A 26886-nucleotide genomic window follows, 5' to 3' on the forward strand; every position below is an offset into this window, starting at 1 on the left:
GCCCGCGTCGCGGTGGCTATGCAGCCCGCGAAGCCACCAGGTCGGTGAATGAATCACGCGGGGGCCACGCTACCGTCTTCCAGGGGCTGAGTTCGTCCGCGAGAAGCTTCTCGGCCACCGAGGCCAGCAGCTTGCGCCCCACGATGTTGCTGCCCGGTGCGTTGCGCTCGCCTGCGAGGAAGCTCTGCGCGTAGTTGTCCCAGCCGGTGAAACGCCCGATGGCGAGTTCAACGGCGGGCTCGAGCCAGTCCAGCGCCTCTTCGGCGCTTGCGTAGCCGACAGCTGCGGCGCCCGTCGCCAGATGGGCCGCGCGACCGGTCCACAAGGCCAGGTCTTCATCGCTGGCCTGTGAAGCGAGGTCGTCGACGATCTCTGCCACGGCGGCCTGCGCCTCTTCGCCATTCGTCACCGAGAAATCGCGTGCCAGCAGTTTCTTCCAGGCCTCGACTTCGTTGGGCGCAATGCCGATGCACAGCAGATGCACCGCGCTGCGTTGCGCCTCGTGCGCTTCCTTCAGGTCGGGGCCAAAGGTCTGCCGATACACCGCGGCGAGTGCCACGGCGAAGTTCTCGAAGCGCGAGGAGGCCGCAAGGCGCGCTGCCAGCGCGGCGTTGTTTTCCTGCTGCGCAGCCTCGCGATCGGCCGTTTCCTGGGCGAGTTCGGCTCTTCCTTCGGCCATGCCTTCTTTCACCGAGTCGACCAGTTCCTTGAAAAACTTGAACATTCATCCCTCCCTGGGTGCGTTGGTAAACGGGCCGCTTAGGATACAAGCCTCGCGCGTCACTTCATTCCATGGCCCGACTCCCCCGTCTCACGCTGGCCGACATGCCGCACCACGTGATCCAGCGCGGCAACAACCGCCAGCCGATCTTTGTCGATCGCGCGGACCACGAGAAGCTGCTCGGCCTCCTGGCCGACAACGCCACGCGCTTCGGCATCGCGCTGCACGCCTATGTGCTGATGGACAACCATTTCCACCTGCTGGCCACGCCCAACAGCACGACCGGCCTGCCGCAGTTCATGCAGTCGGTGGGGCGCAGCTATGTGCGCTACTTCAATGACCGCCACGGCCGCAGCGGCACATTGTGGGAGGGGCGCTACAGGTCGACGTTGATCCAGACCGATCGCTATCTGATGACCTGCATGGCCTACATCGACCTCAACCCGGTGCGCGCCGGCATGGCGGTGGATGCCCGCGACTACCGGTGGTCGAGCCACGGACATTACGCAGGCCTGCGGCACGACAAGCTGCTGACGCCGCATCCGCTGTACTGGGAGCTCGGCAACACGCCGTTCGCGCGCGAGGCGGCATATGTCGAGTTGGTGCGCGCCGGGGTCCGGGCGGCTGATCAGAACGCGCTGACCGAGGCCACCTTGCGGGGCTGGGCGGCGGGCGACGGGGATTTTTTGGACTCGTTGCAGAAATCGACCGAGCGTCGCGTGGTCAAGGCCAAGGCTGGCCGACCCCCTTCCACCTCCAATTCCTGAGCTGAAAGCGCCGGCGCTCCCTTATGCCGTCTGCCGCTTTTGCTACATTTTTTGATATGTCCCTAATTTAATTCCGATAAGAAAACTCGACTTTTAATAAGAATCTGACCCCTATTAAAGTGTTTGGCATTCTTTGTGCATCGCAATATGCTCCCTTTCCCTGCGAAAACTGAAGGAGTGCGCCATGACGACGGCTGCCGAGATCAAACATCTCCAAAAACACGGTCTGTATTCCGGTGCCGATGAGCACGATGCCTGCGGCGTCGGCTTCGTGGCCCACATCAAGGGCGAAAAAAGCCACGCCATCGTGCTGCAGGGCTTGAAGATCCTCGAAAACCTTGACCATCGCGGCGCAGTGGGCGCTGACAAGCTGATGGGCGACGGCGCCGGCATCCTGATCCAGCTGCCCGATCACCTCTACCGCGAAGAGATGGCCAAGCAGGGCGTCACGCTGCCCCCGCCGGGCGAATACGGCGTCGGCATGATCTTCCTGCCCAAGGAACACGCTTCCCGCGAAGCCTGCGAACAGGAAATGGAACGCGCCATCAAGGCCGAAGGCCAGGTGCTGCTGGGCTGGCGCGACGTGCCGGTCAACCGCGACATGCCCATGTCGCCCACCGTCCGCGAAAAGGAACCGCTGCTGCGCCAGGTCTTCATCGGCCGCGGCAACGACGTGATCGTGCAGGACGCGCTGGAACGCAAGCTCTATGTGATCCGCAAGACCGCCAGCGCCAACATCCAGCGCCTGAAGCTCAAGCACAGCAAGGAATACTACGTTCCGAGCATGTCCAGCCGCACCGTGGTCTACAAGGGCCTGCTGCTGGCCGATCAAGTCGGCACCTACTACCTGGACCTGCAGGACAAGCGCTGCGTCTCGGCCCTGGGCCTGGTGCACCAGCGCTTCTCGACCAACACCTTCCCCGAGTGGCCGCTGGCCCACCCGTACCGCTACGTCGCCCACAACGGCGAAATCAACACGGTCAAGGGCAACTACAACTGGATGAAGGCGCGCGAAGGCGTGATGTCGTCGCCCGTGCTGGGCGCCGACCTGCAGAAGCTCTACCCGATCAGCTTTGCCGGCCAGTCCGACACCGCCACCTTCGACAACTGCCTCGAGCTCTTGACGATGGCCGGCTACCCCATCAGCCAGGCCGTGATGATGATGATCCCCGAGCCCTGGGAACAGCACGCCACCATGGACCCGCGCCGCCGCGCGTTCTATGAATACCACGCCGCCATGCTCGAGCCGTGGGACGGCCCGGCTTCCATCGTCTTCACCGACGGCCGCCAGATCGGCGCCACGCTCGACCGCAACGGCCTGCGCCCCTCGCGCTACTGCGTGACCGACGACGACCTGGTCATCATGGCGTCCGAGTCGGGCGTGCTGCCCGTGCCCGAGCAGAAGATCGTTCGCAAGTGGCGCTTGCAGCCCGGCAAGATGTTCCTGATCGACCTGGAGCAGGGCCGCATGATCGACGACGAGGAGGTCAAGGCCACCCTCGCGAACAGCAAGCCCTACAAGCAGTGGATCGAAAACCTGCGCATCAAGCTCGACAGCGTCAAGGCCGAGCCGGTCTCCGCGCCGCTCAGCCAGGTCGCGCTGCTCGACCGCCAGCAGGCCTTCGGCTACACCCAGGAAGACATCAAGTTCCTGATGAGCCCGATGGCGCAGGCCGGCGAGGAAGGCATCGGTTCCATGGGCAACGACAGCCCGTTGGCCGTGCTCTCCAACAAGAACAAGCCGCTCTACAACTACTTCAAGCAGTTGTTCGCGCAGGTGACGAACCCGCCGATCGACCCGATCCGCGAAGCCATCGTGATGTCGCTGGTGTCGTTCATCGGCCCCAAGCCCAACCTGCTGGACATCAACCAGGTCAACCCGCCGATGCGGCTCGAGGTGAGCCAGCCGATCCTCGACTTCGCCGACATGGCGAAGCTGCGCGACATCGGCAAGTACACGCAGGGCAAGTTCAAGAGCTATGCGCTCGACATCACCTACCCGCTCGCCTGGGGCGACGAGGGCGTCGAAGCCAAGCTCGCGTCGCTGTGCGCAGAAGCGGTCGACGCCATCAAGGGCGGCCACAACATCCTGATCGTGAGCGACCGTGGCGTGAGCCCGACGCAAGTCGCGATTCCGGCCGTGCTGGCCCTCTCGGCCGTCCACCAGTACCTGGTCCGTGAAGGCCTGCGCACCACGGCTGGCCTGGTCGTCGAAACCGGTTCGGCCCGCGAAGTGCATCACTTCGGCGTGCTCGCCGGCTACGGTGCGGAAGCCGTGCACCCCTACCTCGCGATGGAAACCCTGGCGGCCATGCACGCCGACCTGCCGGGCGACCTGAGCGCCGACAAGGCGGTCTACAACTACGTCAAGGCCATCGGCAAGGGCCTGTCGAAGATCATGTCGAAGATGGGTGTCAGCACCTACATGAGCTACTGCGGCGCGCAGCTCTTCGAAGCCATCGGCCTGAACACCGAGACGGTGAACAAGTACTTCACCGGCACGGCCAGCCGCGTGGAAGGCATCGGCGTCTTCGAGATCGCCGAGGAAGCCATCCGCATGCACAAGGCCGCGTTCAGCGACGACCCGGTGCTCGCCAACATGCTGGACGCCGGCGGCGAGTACGCCTGGCGCACCCGCGGCGAAGAGCACATGTGGACGCCCGACGCCATCGCCAAGCTGCAGCACAGCACGCGCTCCAACAACTGGAACACGTACAAGGAATACGCGCAGCTCATCAACGACCAGAACCGCCGCCACCTCACGCTGCGCGGCCTGTTCGAGTTCAAGATCGATCCGGCCAAGGCCATTCCGGTGGACGAGGTCGAAGCGGCTTCCGAAATCGTCAAGCGCTTCGCCACTGGCGCGATGTCGCTCGGCTCGATCAGCACCGAGGCGCACGCCACGCTCGCGATTGCCATGAACCGCATCGGCGGCAAGAGCAACACGGGCGAGGGCGGTGAAGATCCGGCGCGCTACCGCAACGAGCTCAAGGGCATCCCGATCAAGCAGGGCGACACGCTCAAGAGCGTGATCGGCGCGGCCAACGTCGAGGTCGACCTGCCGCTGAACGACGGCGACTCGCTGCGCTCGCGCATCAAGCAGGTAGCCTCGGGCCGCTTCGGCGTCACCGCCGAGTACCTGCACTCGGCCGACCAGATCCAGATCAAGATGGCACAGGGCGCCAAGCCGGGCGAGGGCGGCCAGCTGCCCGGCGGCAAGGTCACCGAGTACATCGGCAAGCAGCGTTATGCCGTGCCGGGCGTGGGCCTCATTTCGCCGCCGCCGCACCACGACATCTACTCGATCGAGGATCTGGCGCAGCTCATCCACGACCTGAAGAACACCGCGCCGCACGCCAGCATCAGCGTGAAGCTGGTGAGCGAAATCGGCGTCGGCACGATCGCTGCGGGCGTGGCCAAGTGCAAGAGCGACCACGTCGTGATCGCCGGCCATGACGGCGGCACGGGCGCTTCGCCCTGGTCGTCGATCAAGCATGCGGGCAGCCCGTGGGAAATCGGCTTGGCCGAGACGCAGCAGACGCTGGTGCTCAACCGCCTGCGCAGCCGCATCCGCGTGCAGGCCGACGGCCAGATGAAGACCGGCCGCGACGTCGCCATCGGCGCGCTGCTGGGCGCGGACGAGTTCGGCTTCGCCACCGCGCCGCTGGTGGTCGAGGGCTGCATCATGATGCGCAAGTGCCACCTCAACACCTGCCCGGTGGGCGTGGCCACGCAGGACCCGATCCTGCGCAAGAAGTTCTCGGGCAAGCCCGAGCACGTCGTCAACTACTTCTTCTTCGTCGCGGAAGAAGTGCGCCAGATCATGGCCCAGCTGGGCATCCGCAAGTTCGACGACCTGATCGGCCGCGCCGACCTGCTGGACACCCGCAAGGGCATCGAACACTGGAAGGCCTCGGGCCTGGACTTCAGCCGCCTCTTCACACTGCCGAACGTTCCGGCCGATGTGGCTCGCTTCCATGTCGAGAACCAGGACCATGGTTTGGACAAGGCGCTCGACGTGAGGCTCATCGAGAAGTCGCGTCCCGCCATCGACAAGGGCGAGAAGGTGCAGTTCATCGAGGTGGCGCGCAACGTCAACCGCTCGGTGGGCGCGATGCTTTCGGGCGCGCTGACCAAGGTGCATCCGCAAGGGCTGCCCGACGATTCGATCCGCATCCAACTTGAAGGCACGGGCGGCCAGTCTTTCGGCGCATTCCTGGCACGCGGCATCACGCTGTACCTGATCGGCGATGCCAACGACTACACCGGCAAGGGCCTCTCGGGCGGCCGCGTGGTGGTGCGACCCAGCCTGGACTTCCGCGGCGAAGCGGTGCGCAACACCATCGTCGGCAACACCGCGTTGTACGGCGCGACCACCGGCGAGGCGTATCTCTGCGGCGTGGCCGGCGAACGTTTCGCTGTGCGCCTCTCGGGTGCCACGGCGGTGATCGAAGGCACGGGCGACCATGGCTGCGAATACATGACCGGCGGTACGGTGGCCGTGCTCGGCAAGACCGGCCGCAACTTCGCGGCCGGCATGAGCGGCGGCGTGGCCTTCGTTTACGACGAGGACGGCCAGTTCGCCACGCGCTGCAACCTCTCGATGGTGTCGCTCGACAAGGTGCTGACCTCCGCCGAACAAACCGCCAGCGTGCACCGCAAGATCTGGCACGGCGGCGAGACCGACGAAGCCCAGCTCAAGAAGCTGCTCGAAGAGCACCACCGCTGGACCGGCAGCAAGCGCGCGCGCGAACTGCTCGACAACTGGGCCGTGTCGCGCACCAAGTTCGTCAAGGTGTTCCCGAACGAATACAAGCGAGCGCTCGCCGAACTGCACGACCGCAAGGTCGAGCTGACCAGCAGCGGCAACAACGCGCATGTGGGCCTGGAGCCGCACGCGCTGGTCGCCCCGGCCACGACGGCTGCGGTTTGAGCGGCAACGAAAACGAAGAACAGAGGAAAGCACGATGGGAAAGATCACCGGCTTCATGGAGCATGAGCGCATCGAGGAGGGCTACAAGCCCGTCGACGAGCGCGTCAAGCATTACAAGGAATTCGTTGTCGGCCTGACGCCCGAGCAGGCCAAGGTGCAGGGCGCGCGCTGCATGGACTGCGGCACGCCGTTCTGCAACAGCGGCTGCCCGGTCAACAACATCATTCCGGACTTCAACGACCTCGTGTACCGCAACGACTGGCAGAACGCCTTTGCGGTGCTCGACTCGACCAACAACTTCCCCGAGTTCACCGGCCGCATCTGCCCCGCACCCTGCGAGGCGGCCTGCGTGCTCAACGTGAACGACGACGCGATCGGCATCAAGTCGATCGAGCACGCGATCATCGACCGCGCCTGGGACGAAGGCTGGGTCGCACCACGCGTGGCCAAGCACAAGACCGGCAAGAAGGTGGCGGTGGTGGGCGCAGGCCCGGCCGGCATGGCGGCGGCGCAGCAACTGGCACGCGCCGGCCACGAGGTGACGCTGTTTGAGAAGAACGACCGCATCGGCGGCCTGCTGCGCTACGGCATCCCCGACTTCAAGATGGAGAAGACGCACATCGATCGCCGCGTCGAGCAGATGAAGGCAGAGGGCGTCACCTTCCGCACCGGCGTGATGATCGGCGCCGCCAAAGACCCGCTGGGCAAGGGCTCCAAGGTGACCAACCTCGCCAAGGAAACCATCACGCCCGAGCAGCTGCAGAAGGACTTCGACGCCGTGGTGCTCACCGGCGGCGCCGAGCAATCGCGCGACCTGCCGGTGCCCGGTCGCGACCTCGACGGCATCCATTTCGCGATGGAATTCCTGCCGCAGCAGAACCGCGTCAACGCGGGCGACAAGGTCAAAGGCCAGTTGCGTGCCGACGGCAAGCACGTGATCGTCATCGGCGGCGGCGACACCGGCTCCGACTGCGTGGGCACCAGCAACCGCCACGGCGCCGTGAACGTCACGCAGTTCGAGCTGATGCCCCAGCCGCCCGAGGAAGAAAACCGCCCGCTGACCTGGCCCTACTGGCCGATCAAGCTGCGCACCAGCTCCAGCCACGAAGAGGGCTGCGAGCGCGAGTTCGCCATCTCCACCAAGGAGTTCATCGGCGAAAAGGGCAAGGTCACGGGCCTCAAGACCGTTCGCGTCGAGTGGAAGGACGGCAAGATGCAGGAAGTCGCCGGCAGCGAGCAGATCCTCAAGGCCGACCTCGTGCTGCTGGCGATGGGCTTCATCAGCCCCGTGGCCACCGTGCTCGACGCTTTCGGCGTGGAGAAGGATGCACGCGGCAATGCCAAGGCCACTGTCGACTTCATCGGCGGCTATGCCACCAACGTGCCGAAGGTGTTTGCTGCAGGCGACATCCGCCGCGGCCAGTCGCTTGTGGTGTGGGCCATTCGCGAAGGCCGCCAGGCTGCACGCTCGGTGGACGAGTTCCTGATGGGATTCAGCGATTTGCCGCGCTGATTTTTGTTTCAATTTCGCGGGGCCCGTCACGGCCCCGCTATCATTCGCGGAAACCGCATGCCGGGATGCCTGAAAAGGTGCCCGGCTTTTTTATTGAGATGGACCCAGCCGCACAGCCACAATCCTTCGTAGAGTTCCGCGACGTCACGTTTGGCTACGGGGCGCGTGCGATCCTCGACGGCGTCTCTTTCGCCGTCCCGCGCGGCAAGGTCACGGCCCTGATGGGCGCCTCCGGTGGCGGCAAGACCACGGTGCTGCGATTGATCGGCGGACAGCAGCGGGCGCAGCGCGGCGAAGTGCACTTCGACGGCCACGACGTTGGCAAGTTCGACAACGCGGCGCTCTACGCGGCCCGGCGCCGCATGGGCATGCTCTTCCAGTTCGGCGCCCTGTTCACCGACATGACCGTGTTCGACAACGTGGCGTTTCCACTGCGCGAGCACACCCCCTTGTCCGAAGCGCTGGTGCGCGACGTGGTGCTCATGAAACTCGATGCGGTGGGCCTGCGCGGTGCGCGCGACCTGATGCCCAGCGAGGTGTCGGGCGGCATGGCACGGCGCGTGGCGCTGGCGCGCGCGATCGCGCTCGACCCCGATCTCGTGATGTACGACGAACCTTTCGCCGGCCTCGATCCGATTTCGCTCGGCACCGCCGCGCGGCTGATTCGCCAGCTCAACGACACGCTCGGGCTGACCAGCATCGTGGTGTCGCACGACCTCGAAGAAACCTTCCGCATCGCCGATCACGTGATCATCCTGGCCAACGGCAGCATCGCCGCGCAGGGCACGCCGGCCGAGGTGCGGGAGAGCACCGACCCGCTGGTGCACCAATTCGTGAATGCGCTGCCCGATGGGCCCGTGCGCTTCCACTATCCCGGCGTCAGCATCGAAGACGACTTCGGCAATGTCGAAGGAGGGCGTTCATGAGCTGGTGGAAGCCCGCCGATGTTGGCTTTGCCGTGCGCAGCCATCTGGCGAATCTTGGCTACGGCGCCAAGCTTTTCATGCGCCTCGTCGGTCCGGGCGCGCAGATCATGCGTCGCTTCGGCCTCGTGCGCGACCAGATCCATTTCCTGGGCAACTACTCGCTCGCGATCATCGGCGTGTCGGGCCTGTTCGTCGGCTTCGTGCTGGGGCTGCAGATGTACTACGCGCTGCAGCGCTACGGTTCTTCCGAGGCGCTCGGCCTGCTGGTCACGCTGAGCCTGGTGCGCGAGCTCGGGCCCGTGGTGGCGGCGCTGCTTTTCACCGGGCGCGCGGGCACTTCGCTCACCGCCGAGATCGGCCTCATGAAGGCCGACGAGCAATTGAGCGCGATGGAGATGATGGCGGTCGACCCGGTGCAGCGCATCCTCGCGCCACGCTTCTGGGCCGGCGTCATCACCATGCCGCTGCTGGCGGCCGTGTTCAGCGCGGTGGGCATCATGGGCGGCTACGTGGTGGGCGTGCTGATGCTGGGGGTCGATCCGGGCGCCTTCTGGGGCCAGATGCAGGGCGGCGTCGATGTGTGGCGCGACGTCGGCAACGGCGTGATCAAGAGCATCGTCTTCGGCTTCACCGTGACTTTCATTGCGCTGCTGCAGGGCTACGAGGCCCAGCCCACGCCCGAAGGCGTGTCGCGTGCAACCACGCGCACGGTCGTGACGGCATCGCTTGCGGTGCTGGGGCTGGACTTCCTGCTCACCGCCATGATGTTCAGTATCTAAAGGAGCCTCGCTCCAATCGTTCTAGAGAGTGCAAACCATGCAACGTTCCAACAACGACATCTGGGTCGGCCTGTTCGTGCTCATCGGCGCGGCCGCACTGCTGTTTCTCGCGCTGCAGTCGGCCAACCTGCTGAGTCTGAATTTCCAGAAGACCTACACGGTCACCGCGCGCTTCGACAACATTGGTGGTTTGAAGCCACAAACCGCGGTCAAGAGTGCTGGCGTGGTGGTTGGGCGTGTGGAATCCATTGCGTTCAACGACAAGGCCTTTCAGGCCGACGTGACGCTGGCACTTCAAAACCGTTACAGTTTTCCCAAGGACAGCTCGCTCAAGATCCTGACCAGTGGCCTGCTCGGCGAGCAGTACATCGGCATCGAAGCGGGCGCCGAGGAGAAGAACTTGCAAGCCGGCGACACCATCACCGCGACCCAATCGGCCGTGGTGCTGGAGAACCTGATCAGCCAGTTCCTTTACAGCAAGGCGGCCGAAGGGGGCTCGAATACGGCGCCGGGAACAGCCAACAAAAAATGACATCACGAATCTTTGCATCGAGTGCTATGAAAAGCATAGCTAATAGTGCCCGTTGGGCAATTGCCTCCGCCGCTCTGGCAATCGTTGCCGGGTGCGCCACCGGGCCCAACGTCAATCCGGCCGATCCGTTCGAGCCTTTCAATCGCGGCGTGACGCGCTTCAACGACACTGTCGACAACGCCGTCCTCGTGCCGGTGGCCACCGCTTACCAGCGCGTATTGCCTTCGATGGTGCGCTCGGGTGTGGACAACTTCTTCAACAACCTGGGCGACGTCTGGAACCTCGCCAACAACGTCGTGCAGCTGAAGCTGCAAGGCAGCGCCGAGACTTTCATGCGGCTCAATGTCAACACGTTCTTCGGGCTTGGCGGCCTGCTCGACGTGGCGACCGAGGCGGGCATTCCCCGCCACGAAGAAGATTTCGGGCAGACGCTGGGCTACTGGGGTGTGGGCGCCGGTCCTTACATCGTGCTGCCGGTGTTCGGCCCGTCGACCCTGCGCGACACCGCGGCGTTGCCGGTGGACCGCCTCGGTGACCCGGTTTCCCAGATGAACGACGTGGCCTGGCGCAATTCGCTCACCGTGCTGCATGCCGTCGACACCCGTTCGCAGTACCTGCGCGCCGGCCGCTTGCTCGGCGAAGCAGCGCTCGACAAGTATTCGTTCACGCGCGATGCATTCCTGCAGCGCCGCCGCAGCCAGGTCTACGACGGCAATCCACCGGACGACGGTGCCGGCAACAGCCCGGCCGACGACGGCGCCGGAAAGTAAGCAGAAAGCGCGGGGCGGACGATGAAGCCGCTTGCATCCGGTTGCAAGGCTTCACCTGCGCTTCAGGAACCCGGTCGGCCCCGGGCCTGTCGAATCCGTTCTTGTCGCAGCACCCCTTGCTTTGTGCGATCCGGGTGCTTCGACGATTTTTCAAATTTGAGGGACTCTCCATGAACAACAAGATCTTGCTGCAACGACGCGATGTGGGCCGACTGGTCCTGGCCGGGGCCCTGCTGCTCGGCGCCGCCACCGCCTTCGTTCGCCCCGCCTACGCTGCCGATGAGGCACCCGACGCGCTGGTCAAGCGCCTGTCGAGCGATGTGCTCGAGACGATCAAGGCCGACTCGTCGATCAAGGCCGGCGACGTCAACAAGATCATGCTGCTGGTCGACAGCAAGATCATGCCCAACGTCAACTTCCAGCGCATGACGGCTTCGGCGGTCGGCCCGGCCTGGCGCCAGGCCACCCCCGAGCAGCAAAAGCGCCTGCAGGACGAGTTCAAGGCCCTTTTGGTTCGCACCTATGCCGGTGCGCTCGACCAGGTGGTCGACCAGACCGTCACTGTGCGCCCCTTCCGCGGCTCGGCCGACGACAAGGAAGTGCTGGTCCGCACCGAGATCCAGGGCCGCGGCGAACCGGTGCAGCTCGACTACCGCCTGGAGAAGACGCCGGGCCAGGGCGCGGGGTGGAAGGTCTACAACCTGAATGTGCTGGGCGTCTGGCTGGTCGACACCTACCGCACGCAGTTCGCGCAGGAAATCAACAAGAGCGGCATCGACGGCCTGATCGCTGCGCTGGCAAGCCGCAACAAGAGCAACACCAAGAGCTGACCGGCCGACATCGCCATGCTGGTCCTGCCCACCAAGCTCACCCACGACGAGGCTCCCGCCTGCATGCGCATGCTGCAGCAGGGGCTGAAGGGCCAGACGGATTCGTCGTCCACGGTGGTCGATGCCACCGCGCTGTCCCAGTTCGATTCGTCGGCGCTGGCAGTGCTGCTCGAATGCCGCCGCGAGTCCAGCGCGCTGGGCCGCGGCTTCTCGGTCAAGGGGCTCTCGCCGCGCCTGCGCGAACTGGCCGCGCTGTACGGCATCGCGGGCCTTTTGCCCGCCGCGCCCTGAAAAAGTAACGGCCCCTTAAAATCGCGGGCTCCCATGCCCGCGATCTCATTCCAATCGGTCTCCAAGACCTACCCTCCCTCCAGACAGCAGAAAGCCCAAGGCAAACAAGGCTTGCGCGCGGTCGACGAGGTCTCTTTCCAGATCGAGCCGGGCGAGTTCTTCGGCCTGCTCGGCCCCAATGGCGCGGGCAAGACCACGCTGATCAGCATGCTCGCGGGCCTGTCGCGGCCCACGTCCGGCGCCATCAGCGTGCATGGCTTCGACGTGCAGCGCGACTACGCCGAGGCGCGCCGCCAGCTGGGCATCGTGCCGCAGGAGCTGGTGTTCGACCCCTTCTTCAACGTGCGAGAGTCGCTCCGCATCCAGTCGGGCTACTTCGGCATCAAGAACAACGACGACTGGATCGACGAGCTGCTGCACAGCCTGGGCCTCGCCGACAAGGCCACGGCCAACATGCGGCAGCTCTCGGGAGGCATGAAGCGCCGCGTGCTGGTGGCGCAGGCGCTGGTGCACAAGCCGCCCGTCATCGTGCTGGACGAGCCCACCGCCGGCGTCGACGTCGAACTGCGCCAGACGCTCTGGCAGTTCGTTGCCAAACTCAACAAGCAGGGCAGCACCGTGCTGCTCACCACCCATTACCTGGAAGAGGCCGAGGCGTTGTGCAGCCGCATCGCGATGCTCAAGCAGGGCCGCGTGATTGCGCTCGACCGCACCAGTGAACTGCTGAAGTCGGCCGCGAGCAACGTGCTGCGCTTCAAGACCGACGCGATGCTGCCCTGGGCCATTGCCCAGCACGCGCGCATCACCGGGCGCATCGTGCAGCTGCCGGCGCAGAACGCGCATGAAGTCGAACAACTGCTGGCCGCGATCCGCGAAGCCGGCGTCGCGGTGGAAGACGTGGAAATGCGCAAGGCCGATCTGGAAGACGTGTTCATCGATCTGATGGCGGGCGAGCAGACGCCGCTGGAGGTCGCGCGATGATGGCCGTGACGGGTTGGCGCGCGCTGCTCTACAAGGAGACGCTGCGCTTCTGGAAGGTCGGCTTCCAGACGGTCGGCGCGCCGGTGCTCACCGCGCTGCTGTACTTGATGGTTTTCGGCCACGTGCTCGAAGACCACGTGAAGGTCTACGGCACGGTCGGCTACACGGCCTTCCTGGTGCCCGGCCTCGTGATGATGAGCGTGCTGCAGAACGCCTTTGCGAACAGTTCCTCCTCGATCATCCAGAGCAAGATCATGGGCAGCCTGGTGTTCGTGCTGCTCACGCCGCTGTCGCACTGGGGCTGGTTCTTTGCCTATGTGGGCTCGTCGATCATCCGCGGATTGGCCGTGGGGCTGGGCGTGTTCGTGGTCACCATCTTCTTCGCGATGCCCAATTTCGTGGCGCCGGTGTGGATCGTCGTGTTCGCGCTGCTGGGCGCTGCGATGCTGGGCACGTTGGGCCTCATCGCCGGCCTGTGGGCCGAGAAGTTCGACCAGATGGCCGTGTTCCAGAATTTCCTGATCATGCCCATGACCTTCCTGTCGGGCGTGTTCTATTCGATCGGCTCGCTGCCGCCGTTCTGGCAGACCGTGAGCCACCTGAACCCGTTCTTCTACATGATCGACGGCTTTCGCTATGGCTTCTTCGGTGTGAGCGACGCCTCGCCCTGGCTCAGCCTGGGCATCGTCGGCACCGCCTGGCTGGTGGTGAGCGCGATTGCCGTCCACCTTCTCCGTATCGGCTACAAAATCCGAGGCTGAAAGCCTCTTCCAGACCCATGACCGCCGAACAACTCCAGGCCCTGATCCAGTCCCACCTCCCCTGCGAGCACATCTCGCTGGAGGGCGACGGCCGACATTGGTACGCGACCATCGTCTCGGCCGAATTCGAGGGCAAGCGCGCCATCCAGCGCCACCAGCGGGTCTACGCCACCCTCGGTGCGAAAATGCACACCGACGAAGTGCATGCGCTCTCGATGAAAACCTACACGCCGGCCGAATGGGCGGCGGTGGAAAAGTAAATTCCGGCCCCCGGGCCACCCCATTTCGCTGGATCCTCGATGGACAAACTTCTGATTCGCGGCGGGCGCCAGCTCCGCGGCGAGGTACTCATTTCCGGCGCCAAGAACGCCGCGCTGCCCGAGCTGTGCGCGGCGCTGCTGACCGACCAGCCCGTGACGCTGCACAACGTGCCCCGCCTGCAGGACGTGTCGACCATGCTCAAGCTGGTGCGCAACATGGGCGTGACGGCCGAGCGCGACGACAACGGCACCGTGCAGTTGAACGCCGGCGATCTCACCAACCCCGAAGCTCCCTACGAGTTGGTGAAGACCATGCGCGCCTCGGTGCTGGCCCTCGGCCCGCTGCTCGCGCGCTTCGGCCACGCCAAGGTGTCGCTGCCGGGCGGCTGCGCCATCGGCTCGCGGCCGGTCGACCAGCACATCAAGGGCCTGCAGGCCATGGGCGCCGAGATCGTGGTCGAGCACGGCTACATGATCGCCAGCCTGCCCGCGGGCCGCACCCGCCTGAAGGGCGCGCGCATCCTGACCGACATGGTCACCGTCACCGGCACCGAGAACTTCCTCATGGCCGCCGCGCTGGCCGAGGGCGAGACGCTGCTCGAAAACGCCGCGCAGGAGCCGGAGATCGTCGATCTGGCCGAAATGCTGATCCGCATGGGCGCGAAGATCGAAGGCCACGGCACCAGCCACATCCGCATCCAGGGCGTCGAGAAGCTGCACGGCTGCGAGCACGCCGTGGTGGCCGATCGCATCGAGGCCGGCACCTTCCTCTGCGCCGTCGCGGCCACGGGCGGCGACGTGTTCCTGCGCCATGCCCGCGCCGACCACATGGACGCGGTGATCGACAAGCTGCGCGACGCCGGCTGCACGGTCGCGCGGGAAGAGGGCGGCGTGCGCATCAGCTCCAAGGCCCCGGCCAGCGAGCACCTGAAGGCGCAGAGTTTCAGCACCACCGAATACCCGGGCTTTCCGACCGACATGCAGGCCCAGTTCATGGCGCTGAACGTGATCGCGCGCGGCGCCTCGATGGTCACCGAGACCATCTTCGAGAACCGCTTCATGCATGTGAACGAGATGGTTCGCCTCGGCGCGACCATTCATGTCGAAGGCAAGGTGGCGATGGTCGAGGGCGTGCAGCAACTGTCGGGCGCCACCGTGATGGCCACCGACCTGCGCGCCTCCGCCAGCCTGGTGATCGCCGGCCTCGTGGCCGAGGGCGAGACGCTGGTCGACCGCATCTATCACCTGGATCGCGGCTACGACCGCATGGAAGCCAAGCTGCGCGGCCTGGGCGCCGACATCGAACGTGTGACCGGAGCCGCCGCATGATCACCCTGGCACTCTCCAAAGGCCGCATCTTCGAAGAGACGATGCCTCTCCTGGCCGCCGCCGGCATCGAGGTCACCGAAGACCCCGAGAAGTCGCGCAAGCTGATTCTCGAAACCACCCGCCCCGACGTGCGCGTGGTGCTGGTGCGTGCTTCCGACGTGCCCACCTATGTGCAGTACGGCGGCGCCGACCTCGGCGTGACCGGCCTCGACGTGCTGCTGGAAAACGGCAACCAGGGCATGTACCAGCCGCTGGACCTGCGCATCGCGGCCTGCCGCCTGAGCGTGGCCGTGCGCGCGGACTACGACTACGCCTCGGCCGTGCGCCAGGGGTCGCGCCTGCGCGTGGCGACCAAGTACGTCGGCCTCTCGCGCGAATTCTTCGCGAGCAAGGGCGTGCACGTGGACCTGATCAAGCTCTACGGCAGCATGGAGCTCGCGCCGCTCACCGGACTGGCCGACGCGATCGTCGACCTGGTTTCCACCGGCAACACGCTCAAGGCCAACCACCTCGTCGAGGTCGAACGCATCATGGACATCAGCGCCCGCCTCGTCGTCAACCAGGCCGCGCTCAAGCTCAAGCGCGAGCCGATCCGCCGCATCATCGACGCCTTCGCGTCAGCCATTCCTCCCGCCAAATGACTCTGAAAGCAGCCCCCGCCCGTCTCTCCACGACTTCAGCCAGCTTCGATGCTGAATTCAAGGCGCGGCTGCATTGGTCCGCGGATGCGGATGCGGCTATCGAAAAAGTGGTGGCCGACATCCTGGCCGATGTGCAGAAGCGTGGCGACGAGGCGGTGCTGGAGTACACGCGCCGCTTCGACGGCCTGGGCGCTGCCGCCGTTTCCGAACTCGAATTGACGCAAGCCGATTTCAAGGAAGCTTTCGACTCGCTGCCCCAAGACCAACGCGATGCGCTGCAAGCCGCGGCCCAACGTGTGCGCAGCTATCACGAGGCACAGAAGAAGGCCAGCGGCGAAAGCTGGAGCTATCGCGACGCCGACGGCACGCTGCTCGGCCAGAAGGTCACGCCGCTGGACCGCGTCGGCATCTACGTGCCCGGCGGCAAGGCGGCCTATCCGTCCAGCTTGCTGATGAACGCGATCCCGGCGCATGTGGCCGGCGTTGGCGAAATCATCATGGTCGTGCCGACGCCTGTGAAGGGCAGCGTCGCGACGGGCGGCGCAGGCGGGCAATCGTCTACGAAGGGCGAGCGCAACGTGCTGGTGCTGGCCGCCGCCTACGTGGCGGGCGTCACCCGCGCCTTCACCATCGGCGGCGCGCAGGCCGTGGCCGCGCTCGCCTACGGCACTGCCACCATCCCCGCGGTCGACAAGATCACCGGCCCCGGGAACGCCTACGTGGCCGCCGCCAAGCGCCGCGTGTTCGGCACCGTGGGCATCGACATGATCGCGGGCCCGAGCGAGATCCTCGTGCTGGCCGACGGCACCACGCCGCCCGAGTGGGTGGCGATGGACCTGTTCAGCCAGGCCGAGCACGACGAGCTGGCGCAGAGCATCCTGCTGTGCCCCGACGCGGCTTACATCGATCGCGTGCAGGCCGAGATCGATCGCCTTCTGCCCACGATGCCGCGCGCGGAAATCATCGCCGCCTCGCTCAACGGCCGTGGCGCGCTGATCCACACGAAGAGCATGGAAGAGGCCTGCGAGATCAGCAACCGCATCGCGCCCGAGCACCTTGAAGTGAGCAGCAGCGAACCGAACCGCTGGGAGCCTCTGCTGCGCCACGCCGGTGCGATCTTCCTCGGCGCCTTCACCAGCGAGAGCCTGGGCGACTACTGTGCCGGCCCGAACCACGTGCTGCCCACGAGCGGCACGGCGCGCTTCTCGAGCCCGCTGGGCGTCTACGACTTCCAGAAGCGCTCCAGCCTTATCGAGGTGAGCGAAGCCGGTGCGCAAGTGCTCGGCCCGATCGCCGTCACGCTGGCCGAGGGCGAGGGCCTGCAGGCGCACGCCGAAGCGGCACGGATGCGCCTGCGTAAGATCTGAGGCTCCAACAACCCCGTTTCAGGGAGGAGCACGCCAGATGATTCAACGTCTCTATCGTTCGCGATTTTTCCGCTTCGCCACCGGCCTCGTGGCAGGCGCCGCCTTGCTGGCCGCCTGCACGATGCCGCAGAACCGCGCCGAGTCGGTCGCGACAACCGCGACGCCCGGCGCCGCAGCCCCGGCGCCCGCGCCGGCCCAACTCGGCACGCAGTGGGGCGAGGGCATCGAGTCGAAGACCCGCACCGTCGAGGCCAAGCGGCTGTCCGGGCAGCCCGACGACGTGGCTTCCATCGGCTACAACGAAGCCTCCGCCGTGCGCCGCGACGTGGGCAACAACCCCGAGCGCCGGCTCAACCTGCAACTGGCCCAGGGCGACGTCGAATGGTCGGTGCTCGACGAGAGCAACCGCCCGCTGCCGCTGCAGCGCTCGCGCCGAGGCGACGACATGTTCCGCCTCGCAGGCATCGAAGGCGCGCGCTACACGCTGCGCTTTCGCAACCTGAGCGACCGCAGCTACGAAGTGATCGCCACCGTCGACGGCCTCGATGTGCTCAGCGGCAAGCCCGGCAGCCTGCGCAACGGCGGCTACGTGCTGCGCCCGCAGGAGACGCTGAACATCGAGGGCTTCCGCAAGAGTCAGAGCGAGGTCGCGGCCTTCCGCTTCGCCACGCCGGGCCGTGCCTACGCGGCGAACACCGAGGCTGGCGATGTGCGCAATATCGGCGTGATCGGCGCCGCGCTGTTCGAACTCGAGCAGCCCCAGGTACCGCGCCGTCCGCGCCGCGATGCCACGCCGCCGCAGCCCAGCGCCTTCCCGGCCGACGGCGGCAGCTACGCGCCGCCGCCGCGCTACCGCAAGTAAATGCCATGAAGCGCACCGCCTGTCTGTCGATGCTCGTGTTCGCGCTTGCGGCCGGCGTCGGTGCGCAGGCCATGACCATCCGCGAGTTCCACACGCTCGAGGTCAAGGAAAAGAAAGAGGGCAAGGCCTACGCGAGCTACTACCTCGTGGGCGTGCTCGAAGGCCTGCGCGAAGCGAGCGACGCGGCGCGGCGCACCGGCCAGAAGCCGCTCTTCTGCGTCGATGGCCGCCGGCTCGAACCCTCGATGGCGCGCTCGCTCTTCCAGGCCGAGCTCAAGCGCAATGCCGAGCTCTACGAGGCCGACATGCCGGTGCAACTGGTGCTGTCGACCGCCTTGCAGAACAGCTTCCGGTGTGCGTCCTGATTGCCCCATGTTCGCGAAACTGAAAAAGGCCCTGATGGGTGGCGCCGCCGATGCAATGCCCACGCGCGCCCAGTTGCGCCTGCAGGCCATGCTCGACGCGCTGGAAGACGAGCCCGAGCAGACCTTCCTGGACAGCGCCGACGCCGAGCACCGCGTCGACATCCACGCCTTCGGCCGTAACTTCGTCGAAGACTGCGACGCTGATGGCAGCGACGACGAGGGCTACGTGCTCGTCACCAACGGCATGAGCGACCGCCTCATGCCAGCGCCGCCCGGTGGCGTGCCCGAGGGGATGACGCGCGCAGCCGAGCTGGTCTGGTACGTGCGCAACCTGAACCCCGAATACATCTCGAACCTGCGCTGGCTCGCCAAGCTGCCGGCCTTCGACCGCTTTTTCCTCGCCAGCGGCCATCGCGTGCCGATGCCCGAACCGCCGCTGTCGTTCTGCGGGTTCCAGACCTTCTTTTTTCTCACGCCGATCTACGGTCCCGACGCGCGCATGCTCTCAGGCGTCACGGTCGATGAAGGCGAGGCCATCGCCACGCTGACCGTCAACCTCATCTCCGAAGCCGAATACGCGCTGGTCAAGCGCGAGGGCGGCTTTGGCGAACTGCTCGACCTGTTCGACGCCAACGACCACCCGATGGTCTTCGACCCCCAGCGAATCTCCTATGTCTGACTCTCTCCCCGCGCTCCAGCGCATCCGCGCCGACGTGCGCGCCATGCACGCCTACGCCGTGCAGGACGCGCGCGGCTTCATCAAGCTCGACGCGATGGAAAACCCCTTCGGCCTGCCGCCCGCGCTGCAGGCCGAGCTCGGCGCGCGGCTCGGCGCGCTGGCGCTCAACCGCTACCCGGGCGACCGCGGCGCCGACCTGCAGCGCGCGCTGGCCGCGCATGCGCAGATGCCCGAAGGGTTCAGCCTGATGTTGGGCAATGGCTCGGACGAACTGATCTCGCTGCTGGCCATCGCCTGCGACCAGCCCGGCGCCACCGTGCTCGCGCCCGTGCCCGGCTTCGTCATGTACGCCATGAGCGCCCAGTTGCAGGGCCTGCGCTTCGTGGGTGTGCCGCTCACGGCCGACTTCGAGCTCGACGAGGCCGCCATGCTGGCCGCCATCGCGCGCGAGAAGCCCGCCATCGTGTACCTCGCCTACCCGAACAACCCGACCGCCAATCTCTGGGACGACGCGGTCGTCGAGAAGATCCTCGAAGCCCAGGGCGCGCAGGGCGGCCTGGTGGTGATCGACGAGGCCTACCAGCCCTTCGCCGCCCGCAGCTACATCGACCGGCTCGCGAAGCACGGCCATGTGCTGCTGATGCGCACCCTCAGCAAATTCGGCCTGGCCGGTATCCGCCTGGGCTTTCTCATGGGGCCGGCCGCGCTGGTCGCCGAGATCGACAAGGTGCGTCCGCCCTACAACATCAGCGTGCTCAACTGCGAGTGCGCGCTGTTCGCGCTGGAGCACACCGAGGTGTTCGAGGCGCAGGCCCGGCAGATCCGCGAGGAGCGCGAGCGCCTGATGACTGGCCTGGGCCGGCTGCCGGGCGTGAAGACCTGGCCGAGCGACGCCAACATGATCCTTTTGCGTGTTCCCGATGCCGCCAAGACCTTCGAGGGCATGAAGGCTCAGGGGGTCCTGGTGAAGAACGTTTCTAAAATGCACGAACTGCTGGCAAATTGCCTGCGCCTGACCGTCGGAACGGCCGACGAGAATGCGCGGATGCTGGCGGCACTCGAAGCCTCACTATGACCACCCCACAGAGCACCGACCGCACCGCGTCGGTCACCCGCAACACCGCCGAGACGAAGATCACCGTCAGCGTGAACCTCGACGGCACCGGCAAGGCGAAGCTCGCCACCGGCATCGGCTTCTTCGACCACATGCTCGACCAGATCGCCCGCCACGGGCTGATCGACCTCGACATCGACTGCCAGGGCGACCTGCACATCGACGGCCACCACACGGTGGAAGACGTGGGCATCACGCTGGGGCAGGCCGTGGCCCAGGCCATCGGCGACAAGAAGGGCATCCGCCGCTACGGCCATGCCTACGTGCCGCTGGACGAAGCGCTCAGCCGCGTGGTCATCGACTTCTCGGGCCGCCCGGGCCTCGTGATGCATGTGCCCTTCACCAGCGGAATGATCGGCACCTTCGACAGCCAGCTCACCTACGAGTTCTTCCAGGGTTTCGTGAACCACGCCTTCGTCACGCTGCACATCGACAACCTCAAGGGCGTGAACGCGCACCACCAATGCGAGACCGTGTTCAAGGCCTTCGCCCGTGCGATGCGCGGCGCGCTGGAGCTGGACCCGCGTTCCGTGGGCGTCATCCCATCGACCAAGGGTTCGCTCTGAAATCCATCGGCGAACAGCTATGAAATCTGTAGCAACGAATTCCGTCGCGGTCGTCGACTACGGCATGGGCAACCTGCACTCGGTGTCGCAGGCCGTGCGCCATGCAGCCGACCAGGTGGGCGTGGAGGTGTTCGTCACTTCCGACCCGGACGTGGTGCGCAAGGCCACCCGCGTGGTGCTGCCGGGGCAGGGCGCAATGCCCGACTGCATGCGCGAGCTGCGCGACTCCGGTCTTCAGGAATCGGTGCTCGAAGCGGCGGCGCACAAGCCGCTCTTCGGCGTGTGCGTTGGCATGCAGATGCTGCTGTCGCGCAGCGACGAAGGCCCGACCGACGGCCTTGGCCTCATACCGGGTGAGGTCATCAAGTTCGAACTGGCCGGCCGCCTGCAGGCCGACGGCAGCCGTTTCAAGGTGCCGCAGATGGGCTGGAACCAGGTGCGCCAGGCCCAGCCGCACGCGGTGTGGGCGGGCATTCCCGACCAGAGTTACTTCTACTTCGTGCACAGCTTCTACGCGCGGCCGGCCGACGCCCGGCACAGCGTGGGCGAGGCCGATTACGGCGCGAGCTTTACCGCAGCCATCGCACGCGATAACATTTTTGCCACCCAGTTCCACCCGGAGAAGAGTGCGGACCACGGGCTGCAGCTCTATCGCAACTTCCTCCACTGGAATCCCTGAACCATTTTTTCCGACCGGGCCGAACCTTCCACAGCCCGGCTTTCGCTCACTCGCGTCACTTCCATGCTCCTCATTCCCGCCATTGATCTCAAAGACGGCCACTGCGTTCGCCTCAAACAGGGCGACATGGACCAGTCCACCATCTTCAGCGAAGACCCCGCCGCCATGGCCCGCAAGTGGGTCGAGTCCGGCGCACGGCGGCTGCACCTGGTCGATCTGAATGGCGCCTTCGCCGGCAAGCCGCAGAACCATGCGGCGATCAAGGCGATCCTGAAGGAAGTCGGCGACGACATCCCGGTGCAGCTGGGCGGCGGCATTCGCGACCTGGACACCATCGAGCGCTACATCGACGACGGCCTGCGCTACGTGATCATCGGTACCGCCGCGGTCAAGAACCCGGGGTTCCTCAAGGACGCCTGCAGCGCCTTCGGCGGTCACATCATCGTGGGCCTGGATGCCAAGGACGGCAAGGTCGCCACCGACGGCTGGAGCAAGCTCACCGGCCACGAGGTGGCCGACCTCGGCAAGAAGTTCGAGGACTACGGCGTCGAATCGATCATCTACACCGACATCGGCCGCGACGGCATGCTCTCGGGCATCAACATCGACGCCACCGTCAAGCTCGCGCAGGCGCTGACGATCCCGGTGATCGCTTCGGGCGGTCTCTCGAACATGGCCGACATCGACCAGCTCTGCGCGGTCGAGTTCGAAGGCGTGGAGGGCGTGATCTGCGGACGCGCCATCTACTCGGGCGACCTCGACTTCGCCGCCGCCCAGGCGCGCGCGGACGAGCTGGCCGGCGCCTGACGCCTTCCTTGCGCAGCGCGTGCTCTCCGCGCTCGCCATTGCCAACTACCGGTCGCTGCGCCAGCTGACGGTGCCGCTCGGCCGCCTCACGGTGGTGACGGGCGCCAACGGCAGCGGCAAGTCGAGCGTGTACCGGGCGATGCGGCTCCTGGCCGATATCGCCAACGGCGGAGTGATCCGCTCGCTGGTGCGCGAGGGCGGGCTGTCTTCCACACTGTGGGCCGGGCCCGAGCGCTTCTCGGCAGCGATGCTGCGGGGCGAAATGCCGGTGCAGGGCACGAGGCGCAACGAGCCCGTCGCTCTGAAGCTGGGGTTTGCCGGTAGCGAATCCGACGAGTTCGGTTACGCCATCGATATTGGCCTGCCGCCGCCGTCGCCGCCCATGCCGCCCACGGCTTTCTCGCACGATCCTGAAATCAAGCACGAGGTGATCTGGAGCGGCCCGCTGCTGCGACCCGCGACGCAACTGGTCGACCGCAAGGGTGCCGCGTTACGCCTGCGCGAAGGCAAGAGTTGGCAGGCCGTCGGTCACCCCATTCCGGCGTTCGCCAGCATGATGACCGAGTACGCAGATCCGCAGGCGGCCCCCGAGATGCTCACGCTGCGCGAGCAGATGCGTTCATGGCGTTTCTACGATCATTTCCGTTCGGACGCAGATGCTCCTGCACGCCAGCCACAGTTGGGCACCTACACCCCGGTGCTCGCCAACGACGGTTCCGACCTGGCCGCCGCACTGCAGACCATCCGCGAGATCGGCGACGACGAAGCGCTCGACCGCGCCGTGGACGATGCCTTTCCGGGTGCTCGCGTCGAAGTGCGCGTTGTCGACGACCGCTTCGAGACGTTGATGCACCAGCACGGCCTGCTGCGCCCGCTGACGGCGGCAGAACTCTCGGATGGCACGCTGCGCTACCTGCTCTGGATCGCTGCGCTGCTCACGCCAAGGCCGCCGGCGCTGCTGGTGCTCAACGAGCCCGAGACCAGCCTGCACCCCGATCTGCTGCCCGCGTTGGGCCGGTTGATCGCCCGGGCCGCACGCGAGTCGCAGGTGATCGTGGTGTCGCACGCCGCGCGCCTGATCGCAGCGCTGGACGACAGCGACGGCGTGCAGCACGTGGTGCTCGAAAAGCAGTTCGGCGAAACCCGCATCGCCAATCTCGACATGAGCGAAATCCCGCGCTGGGAGTGGCCAGCGCGATAGGGAAGCGCCGGGATTACTCGGCCTTCACCGACATCGTCTGGATGATCGTCTCGAGCTGCGCGCTCATCGGCAGGTTGATGCTCTCGCCCGAAGGGAGCTTGCGCAGGAACCAGCGCTTGTACTGTCGCTCGATCTCGCCGTCTTCGGCCAGCACCTGGAAGGTGTCGTTGACCACCTTGGCCAGTTGCGCGTCGCCCTTGCGGTACATGATCCCGTAGGGGTCGTAGGAGAGGAAGTCGCCCACCACCTCGTAGTCGGCCTTGGCGGCGTCCTGCGCGATGAGGCCGTAGAGCAGCACGTCGTCGGTGGCGAAGGCATCGGCCTGGCCGCTCTTCACGAGCCCGAACGATTCCGCATGGTCGCGCGCCACCTGCAGGTTGATGCCGAGCTTGAACTTCTCCGACAGGTCGCGCAGCGTCTTCTCGTTGGTGGTGCCGGCGGTCACGGCCACCTTCTTGCCGGCCAGGTCGCGGAACGACTTGATCGGCGCGCCCTTCTTCACCAGCACCTTGGTGCCCGAGACGAACATCGTGGGCGAGAAGCTCACCCGCTTCTGGCGTTCCAGGTTGTTGGTGGTGGAGCCGCACTCCAGGTCGACCTTGCCGCTGGCGACCGCGTCGATGCGCGAATCGGAGGTGACGGGCACCCACTTGATCGTGAGGCTCTTGTTGACCGTGTCCTCGATGGCCGTGACCAGCGCGCGGCAGAGTTCGATCGAATAGCCGATCGGCTCCTTGCGCGCATTGAGGTACGAGAAAGGCACCGACGACTCGCGGTAGCCGATGGTGATGGCGCCCGATTCGCGCGCCTTGGCGAGCGTGCCGGTGAGCTGCTCCTGGGCCTGCGCCGGTGCGACGGCGAGCGCGGCAACCGCCAGCAGTCCGGTGAGCAGAACCGACAGCGTGGCCTTGAGTTTCATGGCGCGCCTCACGCGTGGGCCGGGTGGGCGAGGGTGGCGTTGGCTTCCTCGTCGAGCGCCTTGGCATTGACCTCGGCATCGCTCTCGGAAAGCAGCTCGCCCTCCCACTTGGCGACCACCGCGGTGGCGATGGAATTGCCCACCGCGTTGGTGGCCGAGCGGCCCATGTCGAGGAAGGTGTCCACGCCCAGGATCAGCAGCAGGCCGGCCTCGGGAATGTCGAAGTGGTTCAGCGTGGCGGCAATCACCACCAGTGAGGCGCGCGGCACGCCGGCCATGCCCTTGGAGGTGAGCATCAGGATCAGCAGCATGGTGATCTGCGTGCTGATCGGCATGTGGATGTTGTAGGCCTGCGCGATGAAAAGCACGGCGAAGGTGCAGTACATCATCGAGCCGTCCAGGTTGAACGAGTAGCCCATCGGCATCACGAAGCTGGAGATCTTGCGCTTCACGCCGAAACGGTCGAGCGCCTGCAGGATCTTGGGGTACGCCGCTTCGGAACTCGCCGTGGCGAAGGAGAGCAGGAAGGCTTCCTTGATGAGCACCAGCAGCTTGAACACGCGCGGCCCGAGGAAGAGGAAGCCGGCCAGGATCAGCACGCCCCACAGCACGAAGAGGCCCAGGTAGAAGTCGCCCATGAACACCGCGAACTTCAGGAGGATGCCCAGGCCGTTGACGGCCACGGTGGCGGCCATGGCGGCCAGCACTGCGAGAGGCGCGAGCTTCATCACGTAGCCGGTGATCTTGAGCATCGCGTGCGAGAGCTCCTCGATGGCCGCCACCAGCGTCTTGGCCTTGTCGCCGAGCGAGGCGAGCGCCACGCCGAAGAACATCGAGAACACCACGATCTGCAGGATCTCGTTGTTGGCCATGGCTTCGACGAACGACTTGGGCACCGTGTGGCTCACGAAGTCTTTCAGCGTGAACTTGGAGGTGGCCAGGTTGGCCGAGGCGCCGATGTCGGGCAGCGGCAGACCCAGGTTCTCGCCGGGCTTGAGAAGATTGGCCATGACCAGGCCGATGACCAGCGAGATCAGCGAAGCGGTGAGGAACCAGCCGATGGCCTTGCCGAACACGCGGCCCACCGACTTGGCATCGCCCATGTGGGCGATGCCCACCACCAGCGTGGAGAACACCAGCGGGCCGATCAGCATCTTGATCAGGCGAAGGAACACGTCCGAGACGATGGAGACGTAGTCCGCGATTTCCTTGGCGGCCTTCTTGTCCGGAAAGCTCGTGAAGATCATGTAGCCCACGACGATCCCGAGCACCATGGCGATCAGGATCCAGGCTGCCATCGGTAGCTTTTTCTTCATGCGATTCCCCTTCGGAGGTGTAAGTGTTTTTTTGGAGGGACACAGGGTATCCAAGAAGGCCCCGGCCGCGCAATGGCCCTGGATGCCGATTCCGTGCCATGGCACGGGCGCTGCCTACAATTCCTCACATGGAAATCACCCTGATCGACTTTCGCGGCCAGCCCGCGGTCCGAGCCCTTGGTGCGGACGGCAGTACGTTGACCGTGGCCCTGCACGGCGCGCAAGTGCTCTCGTGGACCACGGCCGATGGAAGGGAAAGGTTCTTCATCAGCCCCCGCGCCGTGTTCGACGGCAAGACCGCGATCCGCGCTGGCGTGCCCCTATGTTGCCCGCAATTCAACATGCGCGGGATGCTGCCCAAGCATGGTTTCATGCGCAACTTGCCTTGGGAGCCGCAGGCCTCCGGCACCGAGCCCGGGACCCTGGCGTTCCGGCTGCGCGACAACGAGGCCACTCGGGCACTCTGGCCGCACGCATTCGATGCACGACTCGAGGTCACCCTGGCTCCTGGTCAGTTGCGCATCGTGCTCACGCTGACCAACATCGACCATGCGCCCTGGGCCTTTGCCGCTGCGCTGCATTCCTATCTTCACGTCGACGACATCGCCCAGGTGCGGCTCGAAGGTCTCGAAGGCGCCAATCGCTGGGATTCGCTGCGCAACGACCGTCATGTGGAGACGTCTGCCGCATTGCAGTTCGATGCCGAGTTCGACAGCGTCTACGCCGCCCCTGCCCAACCGCTGCGATTGGTGCAACCGAGCGGCACGCTCGAGATCTCGCAAAGCGCGAGCTGTACCGAAACCGTGGTGTGGAACCCGGGCGCCGAACTCTGCGCCGAGCTGCCCGACATGCCCGCCGACGGCTACCGAAACATGCTCTGCGTCGAGGCGGCCCGCATCGACGAACAAGTGACGCTGGCGCCCGGCGCCCAATGGCAGGGCTGGCAACAGCTCACCGTTCTCTGATTTCCTTCCGGT

The 26886-nt window shown here is 65.8% G+C and carries 27 protein-coding genes; 24 read left to right on the top strand and 3 right to left on the bottom strand.

Going from position 1 to position 26886, the window contains the following annotated elements:
* Positions 1–16: 16 nt before the first annotated feature.
* On the bottom strand, positions 17–724 hold the full coding sequence (locus tag ACSFA7_RS27585; protein ID WP_435502305.1) for a DUF1266 domain-containing protein: 708 nt from the start codon (positions 722–724) through the stop codon (positions 17–19).
* A gap of 68 nt (positions 725–792) precedes the next feature.
* Between ACSFA7_RS27585 and ACSFA7_RS27590 the strand changes: the two genes are divergently transcribed.
* The 23 genes from ACSFA7_RS27590 (at position 793) to ACSFA7_RS27700 (ending at position 23674) form a co-directional block, all read left to right on the top strand.
* Positions 793–1488 carry a transposase gene (locus tag ACSFA7_RS27590; RefSeq protein WP_435502306.1) on the top strand — a complete coding sequence of 232 codons (696 nt, stop codon included), beginning with the start codon at positions 793–795 and terminating at the stop codon, positions 1486–1488.
* A 184-nt stretch (positions 1489–1672) separates the two neighbouring features.
* A complete protein-coding gene (locus tag ACSFA7_RS27595) occupies positions 1673–6421 on the top strand; it encodes a glutamate synthase-related protein (protein WP_435502307.1) in 4749 nt (1582 codons plus the stop codon).
* Between the two features lie 34 nt (positions 6422–6455).
* On the top strand, positions 6456–7934 hold the full coding sequence (locus ACSFA7_RS27600; RefSeq protein WP_435502308.1) for a glutamate synthase subunit beta: 1479 nt from the start codon (positions 6456–6458) through the stop codon (positions 7932–7934).
* 98 nt (positions 7935–8032) lie between these two features.
* Complete coding sequence (locus ACSFA7_RS27605; RefSeq protein WP_435502309.1) at positions 8033–8860, top strand: ABC transporter ATP-binding protein; 828 nt, start codon at positions 8033–8035, stop codon at positions 8858–8860.
* Positions 8857–9639 (top strand): lipid asymmetry maintenance ABC transporter permease subunit MlaE, encoded by a 783-nt coding sequence (gene mlaE / locus ACSFA7_RS27610; protein ID WP_435502310.1) that lies wholly within the window; start codon positions 8857–8859, stop codon positions 9637–9639. Before ACSFA7_RS27605 ends, mlaE begins: the two co-directional genes overlap by 4 nt.
* 37 nt (positions 9640–9676) lie before the next feature.
* The gene (gene mlaD, locus ACSFA7_RS27615; protein ID WP_307650271.1) at positions 9677–10171 is read left to right on the top strand and encodes an outer membrane lipid asymmetry maintenance protein MlaD; all 495 of its coding nucleotides are present in this window, start codon (positions 9677–9679) and stop codon (positions 10169–10171) included.
* A gap of 26 nt (positions 10172–10197) precedes the next feature.
* The gene (locus tag ACSFA7_RS27620) at positions 10198–10941 is read left to right on the top strand and encodes an MlaA family lipoprotein (protein WP_435502311.1); all 744 of its coding nucleotides are present in this window, start codon (positions 10198–10200) and stop codon (positions 10939–10941) included.
* A 170-nt stretch (positions 10942–11111) separates the two neighbouring features.
* Entirely contained in the window at positions 11112–11771 is a 660-nt protein-coding gene (locus ACSFA7_RS27625; protein WP_435502312.1) for an MlaC/ttg2D family ABC transporter substrate-binding protein, read from the top strand.
* Between the two features lie 15 nt (positions 11772–11786).
* Positions 11787–12062, top strand: coding sequence for an STAS domain-containing protein (locus ACSFA7_RS27630; protein ID WP_435502313.1), 276 nt, complete (start codon positions 11787–11789; stop codon positions 12060–12062).
* 33 nt (positions 12063–12095) lie between these two features.
* On the top strand, positions 12096–13043 hold the full coding sequence (locus tag ACSFA7_RS27635) for an ABC transporter ATP-binding protein (protein WP_435502314.1): 948 nt from the start codon (positions 12096–12098) through the stop codon (positions 13041–13043).
* Between the two features lie 5 nt (positions 13044–13048).
* On the top strand, positions 13049–13804 hold the full coding sequence (locus ACSFA7_RS27640; RefSeq protein WP_435502357.1) for an ABC transporter permease: 756 nt from the start codon (positions 13049–13051) through the stop codon (positions 13802–13804).
* Positions 13805–13821: 17 nt separating this feature from the next.
* The gene (locus ACSFA7_RS27645; RefSeq protein ID WP_013539709.1) at positions 13822–14064 is read left to right on the top strand and encodes a BolA family protein; all 243 of its coding nucleotides are present in this window, start codon (positions 13822–13824) and stop codon (positions 14062–14064) included.
* 39 nt (positions 14065–14103) lie between these two features.
* Positions 14104–15393, top strand: coding sequence for a UDP-N-acetylglucosamine 1-carboxyvinyltransferase (gene murA, locus ACSFA7_RS27650; protein ID WP_435502315.1), 1290 nt, complete (start codon positions 14104–14106; stop codon positions 15391–15393).
* Entirely contained in the window at positions 15390–16034 is a 645-nt protein-coding gene (gene hisG / locus ACSFA7_RS27655; protein WP_176660395.1) for an ATP phosphoribosyltransferase, read from the top strand. Before murA ends, hisG begins: the two co-directional genes overlap by 4 nt.
* Positions 16031–17401, top strand: coding sequence for a histidinol dehydrogenase (gene hisD, locus ACSFA7_RS27660; RefSeq protein ID WP_435502316.1), 1371 nt, complete (start codon positions 16031–16033; stop codon positions 17399–17401). The genes hisG and hisD overlap by 4 nt, the downstream gene beginning before the upstream one ends.
* Positions 17402–17438: 37 nt before the next feature.
* Positions 17439–18263, top strand: a complete 825-nt coding sequence (locus ACSFA7_RS27665; protein WP_435502317.1) for a hypothetical protein — start codon at positions 17439–17441, stop codon at positions 18261–18263.
* Positions 18264–18268: 5 nt separating this feature from the next.
* The gene (locus tag ACSFA7_RS27670) at positions 18269–18628 is read left to right on the top strand and encodes a hypothetical protein (protein ID WP_435502318.1); all 360 of its coding nucleotides are present in this window, start codon (positions 18269–18271) and stop codon (positions 18626–18628) included.
* Between the two features lie 7 nt (positions 18629–18635).
* A complete protein-coding gene (locus ACSFA7_RS27675; protein ID WP_435502319.1) occupies positions 18636–19307 on the top strand; it encodes a suppressor of fused domain protein in 672 nt (223 codons plus the stop codon).
* A complete protein-coding gene (gene hisC / locus ACSFA7_RS27680; protein ID WP_435502320.1) occupies positions 19300–20382 on the top strand; it encodes a histidinol-phosphate transaminase in 1083 nt (360 codons plus the stop codon). The genes ACSFA7_RS27675 and hisC overlap by 8 nt, the downstream gene beginning before the upstream one ends.
* Entirely contained in the window at positions 20379–20987 is a 609-nt protein-coding gene (gene hisB / locus ACSFA7_RS27685) for an imidazoleglycerol-phosphate dehydratase HisB (RefSeq protein WP_013539717.1), read from the top strand. Before hisC ends, hisB begins: the two co-directional genes overlap by 4 nt.
* A 19-nt stretch (positions 20988–21006) precedes the next feature.
* On the top strand, positions 21007–21666 hold the full coding sequence (gene hisH, locus ACSFA7_RS27690) for an imidazole glycerol phosphate synthase subunit HisH (RefSeq protein WP_435502321.1): 660 nt from the start codon (positions 21007–21009) through the stop codon (positions 21664–21666).
* Positions 21667–21729: 63 nt separating this feature from the next.
* Positions 21730–22473, top strand: a complete 744-nt coding sequence (hisA, locus tag ACSFA7_RS27695) for a 1-(5-phosphoribosyl)-5-[(5-phosphoribosylamino)methylideneamino]imidazole-4-carboxamide isomerase (RefSeq protein ID WP_435502322.1) — start codon at positions 21730–21732, stop codon at positions 22471–22473.
* A gap of 19 nt (positions 22474–22492) precedes the next feature.
* Positions 22493–23674 (top strand): AAA family ATPase, encoded by a 1182-nt coding sequence (locus tag ACSFA7_RS27700; protein WP_435502323.1) that lies wholly within the window; start codon positions 22493–22495, stop codon positions 23672–23674.
* Between the two features lie 13 nt (positions 23675–23687).
* Here the strand turns inward: ACSFA7_RS27700 and ACSFA7_RS27705 are convergent, their stop codons facing one another.
* A complete protein-coding gene (locus tag ACSFA7_RS27705) occupies positions 23688–24593 on the bottom strand; it encodes an amino acid ABC transporter substrate-binding protein (RefSeq protein ID WP_435502324.1) in 906 nt (301 codons plus the stop codon).
* 8 nt (positions 24594–24601) lie between these two features.
* Positions 24602–25909 (bottom strand): dicarboxylate/amino acid:cation symporter, encoded by a 1308-nt coding sequence (locus ACSFA7_RS27710; RefSeq protein ID WP_435502325.1) that lies wholly within the window; start codon positions 25907–25909, stop codon positions 24602–24604.
* 128 nt (positions 25910–26037) lie between these two features.
* Between ACSFA7_RS27710 and ACSFA7_RS27715 the strand changes: the two genes are divergently transcribed.
* The gene (locus tag ACSFA7_RS27715) at positions 26038–26874 is read left to right on the top strand and encodes a D-hexose-6-phosphate mutarotase (protein ID WP_435502326.1); all 837 of its coding nucleotides are present in this window, start codon (positions 26038–26040) and stop codon (positions 26872–26874) included.
* Positions 26875–26886: the final 12 nt, after the last annotated feature.

Origin of the sequence: Variovorax trehalosi, assembly GCF_051216415.1 — a bacterium.
Taxonomy (GTDB): domain Bacteria; phylum Pseudomonadota; class Gammaproteobacteria; order Burkholderiales; family Burkholderiaceae_C; genus Variovorax.

Coding starts and splice junctions, on each gene's coding strand:
- hisD (WP_435502316.1), top strand. CDS start 16,031: ATGACTCTGAAAGCAGCCCCCGCCCGTCTCTCCACGACTTCAGCCAGC.
- ACSFA7_RS27625 (WP_435502312.1), top strand. CDS start 11,112: ATGAACAACAAGATCTTGCTGCAACGACGCGATGTGGGCCGACTGGTC.
- hisC (WP_435502320.1), top strand. CDS start 19,300: ATGTCTGACTCTCTCCCCGCGCTCCAGCGCATCCGCGCCGACGTGCGC.
- ACSFA7_RS27705 (WP_435502324.1), bottom strand. CDS start 24,593: ATGAAACTCAAGGCCACGCTGTCGGTTCTGCTCACCGGACTGCTGGCG.
- ACSFA7_RS27710 (WP_435502325.1), bottom strand. CDS start 25,909: ATGAAGAAAAAGCTACCGATGGCAGCCTGGATCCTGATCGCCATGGTG.
- mlaD (WP_307650271.1), top strand. CDS start 9,677: ATGCAACGTTCCAACAACGACATCTGGGTCGGCCTGTTCGTGCTCATC.
- ACSFA7_RS27670 (WP_435502318.1), top strand. CDS start 18,269: ATGAAGCGCACCGCCTGTCTGTCGATGCTCGTGTTCGCGCTTGCGGCC.
- hisA (WP_435502322.1), top strand. CDS start 21,730: ATGCTCCTCATTCCCGCCATTGATCTCAAAGACGGCCACTGCGTTCGC.
- ACSFA7_RS27600 (WP_435502308.1), top strand. CDS start 6,456: ATGGGAAAGATCACCGGCTTCATGGAGCATGAGCGCATCGAGGAGGGC.
- ACSFA7_RS27590 (WP_435502306.1), top strand. CDS start 793: ATGGCCCGACTCCCCCGTCTCACGCTGGCCGACATGCCGCACCACGTG.
- ACSFA7_RS27715 (WP_435502326.1), top strand. CDS start 26,038: ATGGAAATCACCCTGATCGACTTTCGCGGCCAGCCCGCGGTCCGAGCC.
- ACSFA7_RS27665 (WP_435502317.1), top strand. CDS start 17,439: ATGATTCAACGTCTCTATCGTTCGCGATTTTTCCGCTTCGCCACCGGC.
- ACSFA7_RS27675 (WP_435502319.1), top strand. CDS start 18,636: ATGTTCGCGAAACTGAAAAAGGCCCTGATGGGTGGCGCCGCCGATGCA.
- ACSFA7_RS27620 (WP_435502311.1), top strand. CDS start 10,198: ATGAAAAGCATAGCTAATAGTGCCCGTTGGGCAATTGCCTCCGCCGCT.
- ACSFA7_RS27630 (WP_435502313.1), top strand. CDS start 11,787: ATGCTGGTCCTGCCCACCAAGCTCACCCACGACGAGGCTCCCGCCTGC.
- ACSFA7_RS27605 (WP_435502309.1), top strand. CDS start 8,033: ATGGACCCAGCCGCACAGCCACAATCCTTCGTAGAGTTCCGCGACGTC.
- murA (WP_435502315.1), top strand. CDS start 14,104: ATGGACAAACTTCTGATTCGCGGCGGGCGCCAGCTCCGCGGCGAGGTA.
- ACSFA7_RS27595 (WP_435502307.1), top strand. CDS start 1,673: ATGACGACGGCTGCCGAGATCAAACATCTCCAAAAACACGGTCTGTAT.
- mlaE (WP_435502310.1), top strand. CDS start 8,857: ATGAGCTGGTGGAAGCCCGCCGATGTTGGCTTTGCCGTGCGCAGCCAT.
- hisB (WP_013539717.1), top strand. CDS start 20,379: ATGACCACCCCACAGAGCACCGACCGCACCGCGTCGGTCACCCGCAAC.
- ACSFA7_RS27645 (WP_013539709.1), top strand. CDS start 13,822: ATGACCGCCGAACAACTCCAGGCCCTGATCCAGTCCCACCTCCCCTGC.
- hisH (WP_435502321.1), top strand. CDS start 21,007: ATGAAATCTGTAGCAACGAATTCCGTCGCGGTCGTCGACTACGGCATG.
- hisG (WP_176660395.1), top strand. CDS start 15,390: ATGATCACCCTGGCACTCTCCAAAGGCCGCATCTTCGAAGAGACGATG.
- ACSFA7_RS27635 (WP_435502314.1), top strand. CDS start 12,096: ATGCCCGCGATCTCATTCCAATCGGTCTCCAAGACCTACCCTCCCTCC.
- ACSFA7_RS27585 (WP_435502305.1), bottom strand. CDS start 724: ATGTTCAAGTTTTTCAAGGAACTGGTCGACTCGGTGAAAGAAGGCATG.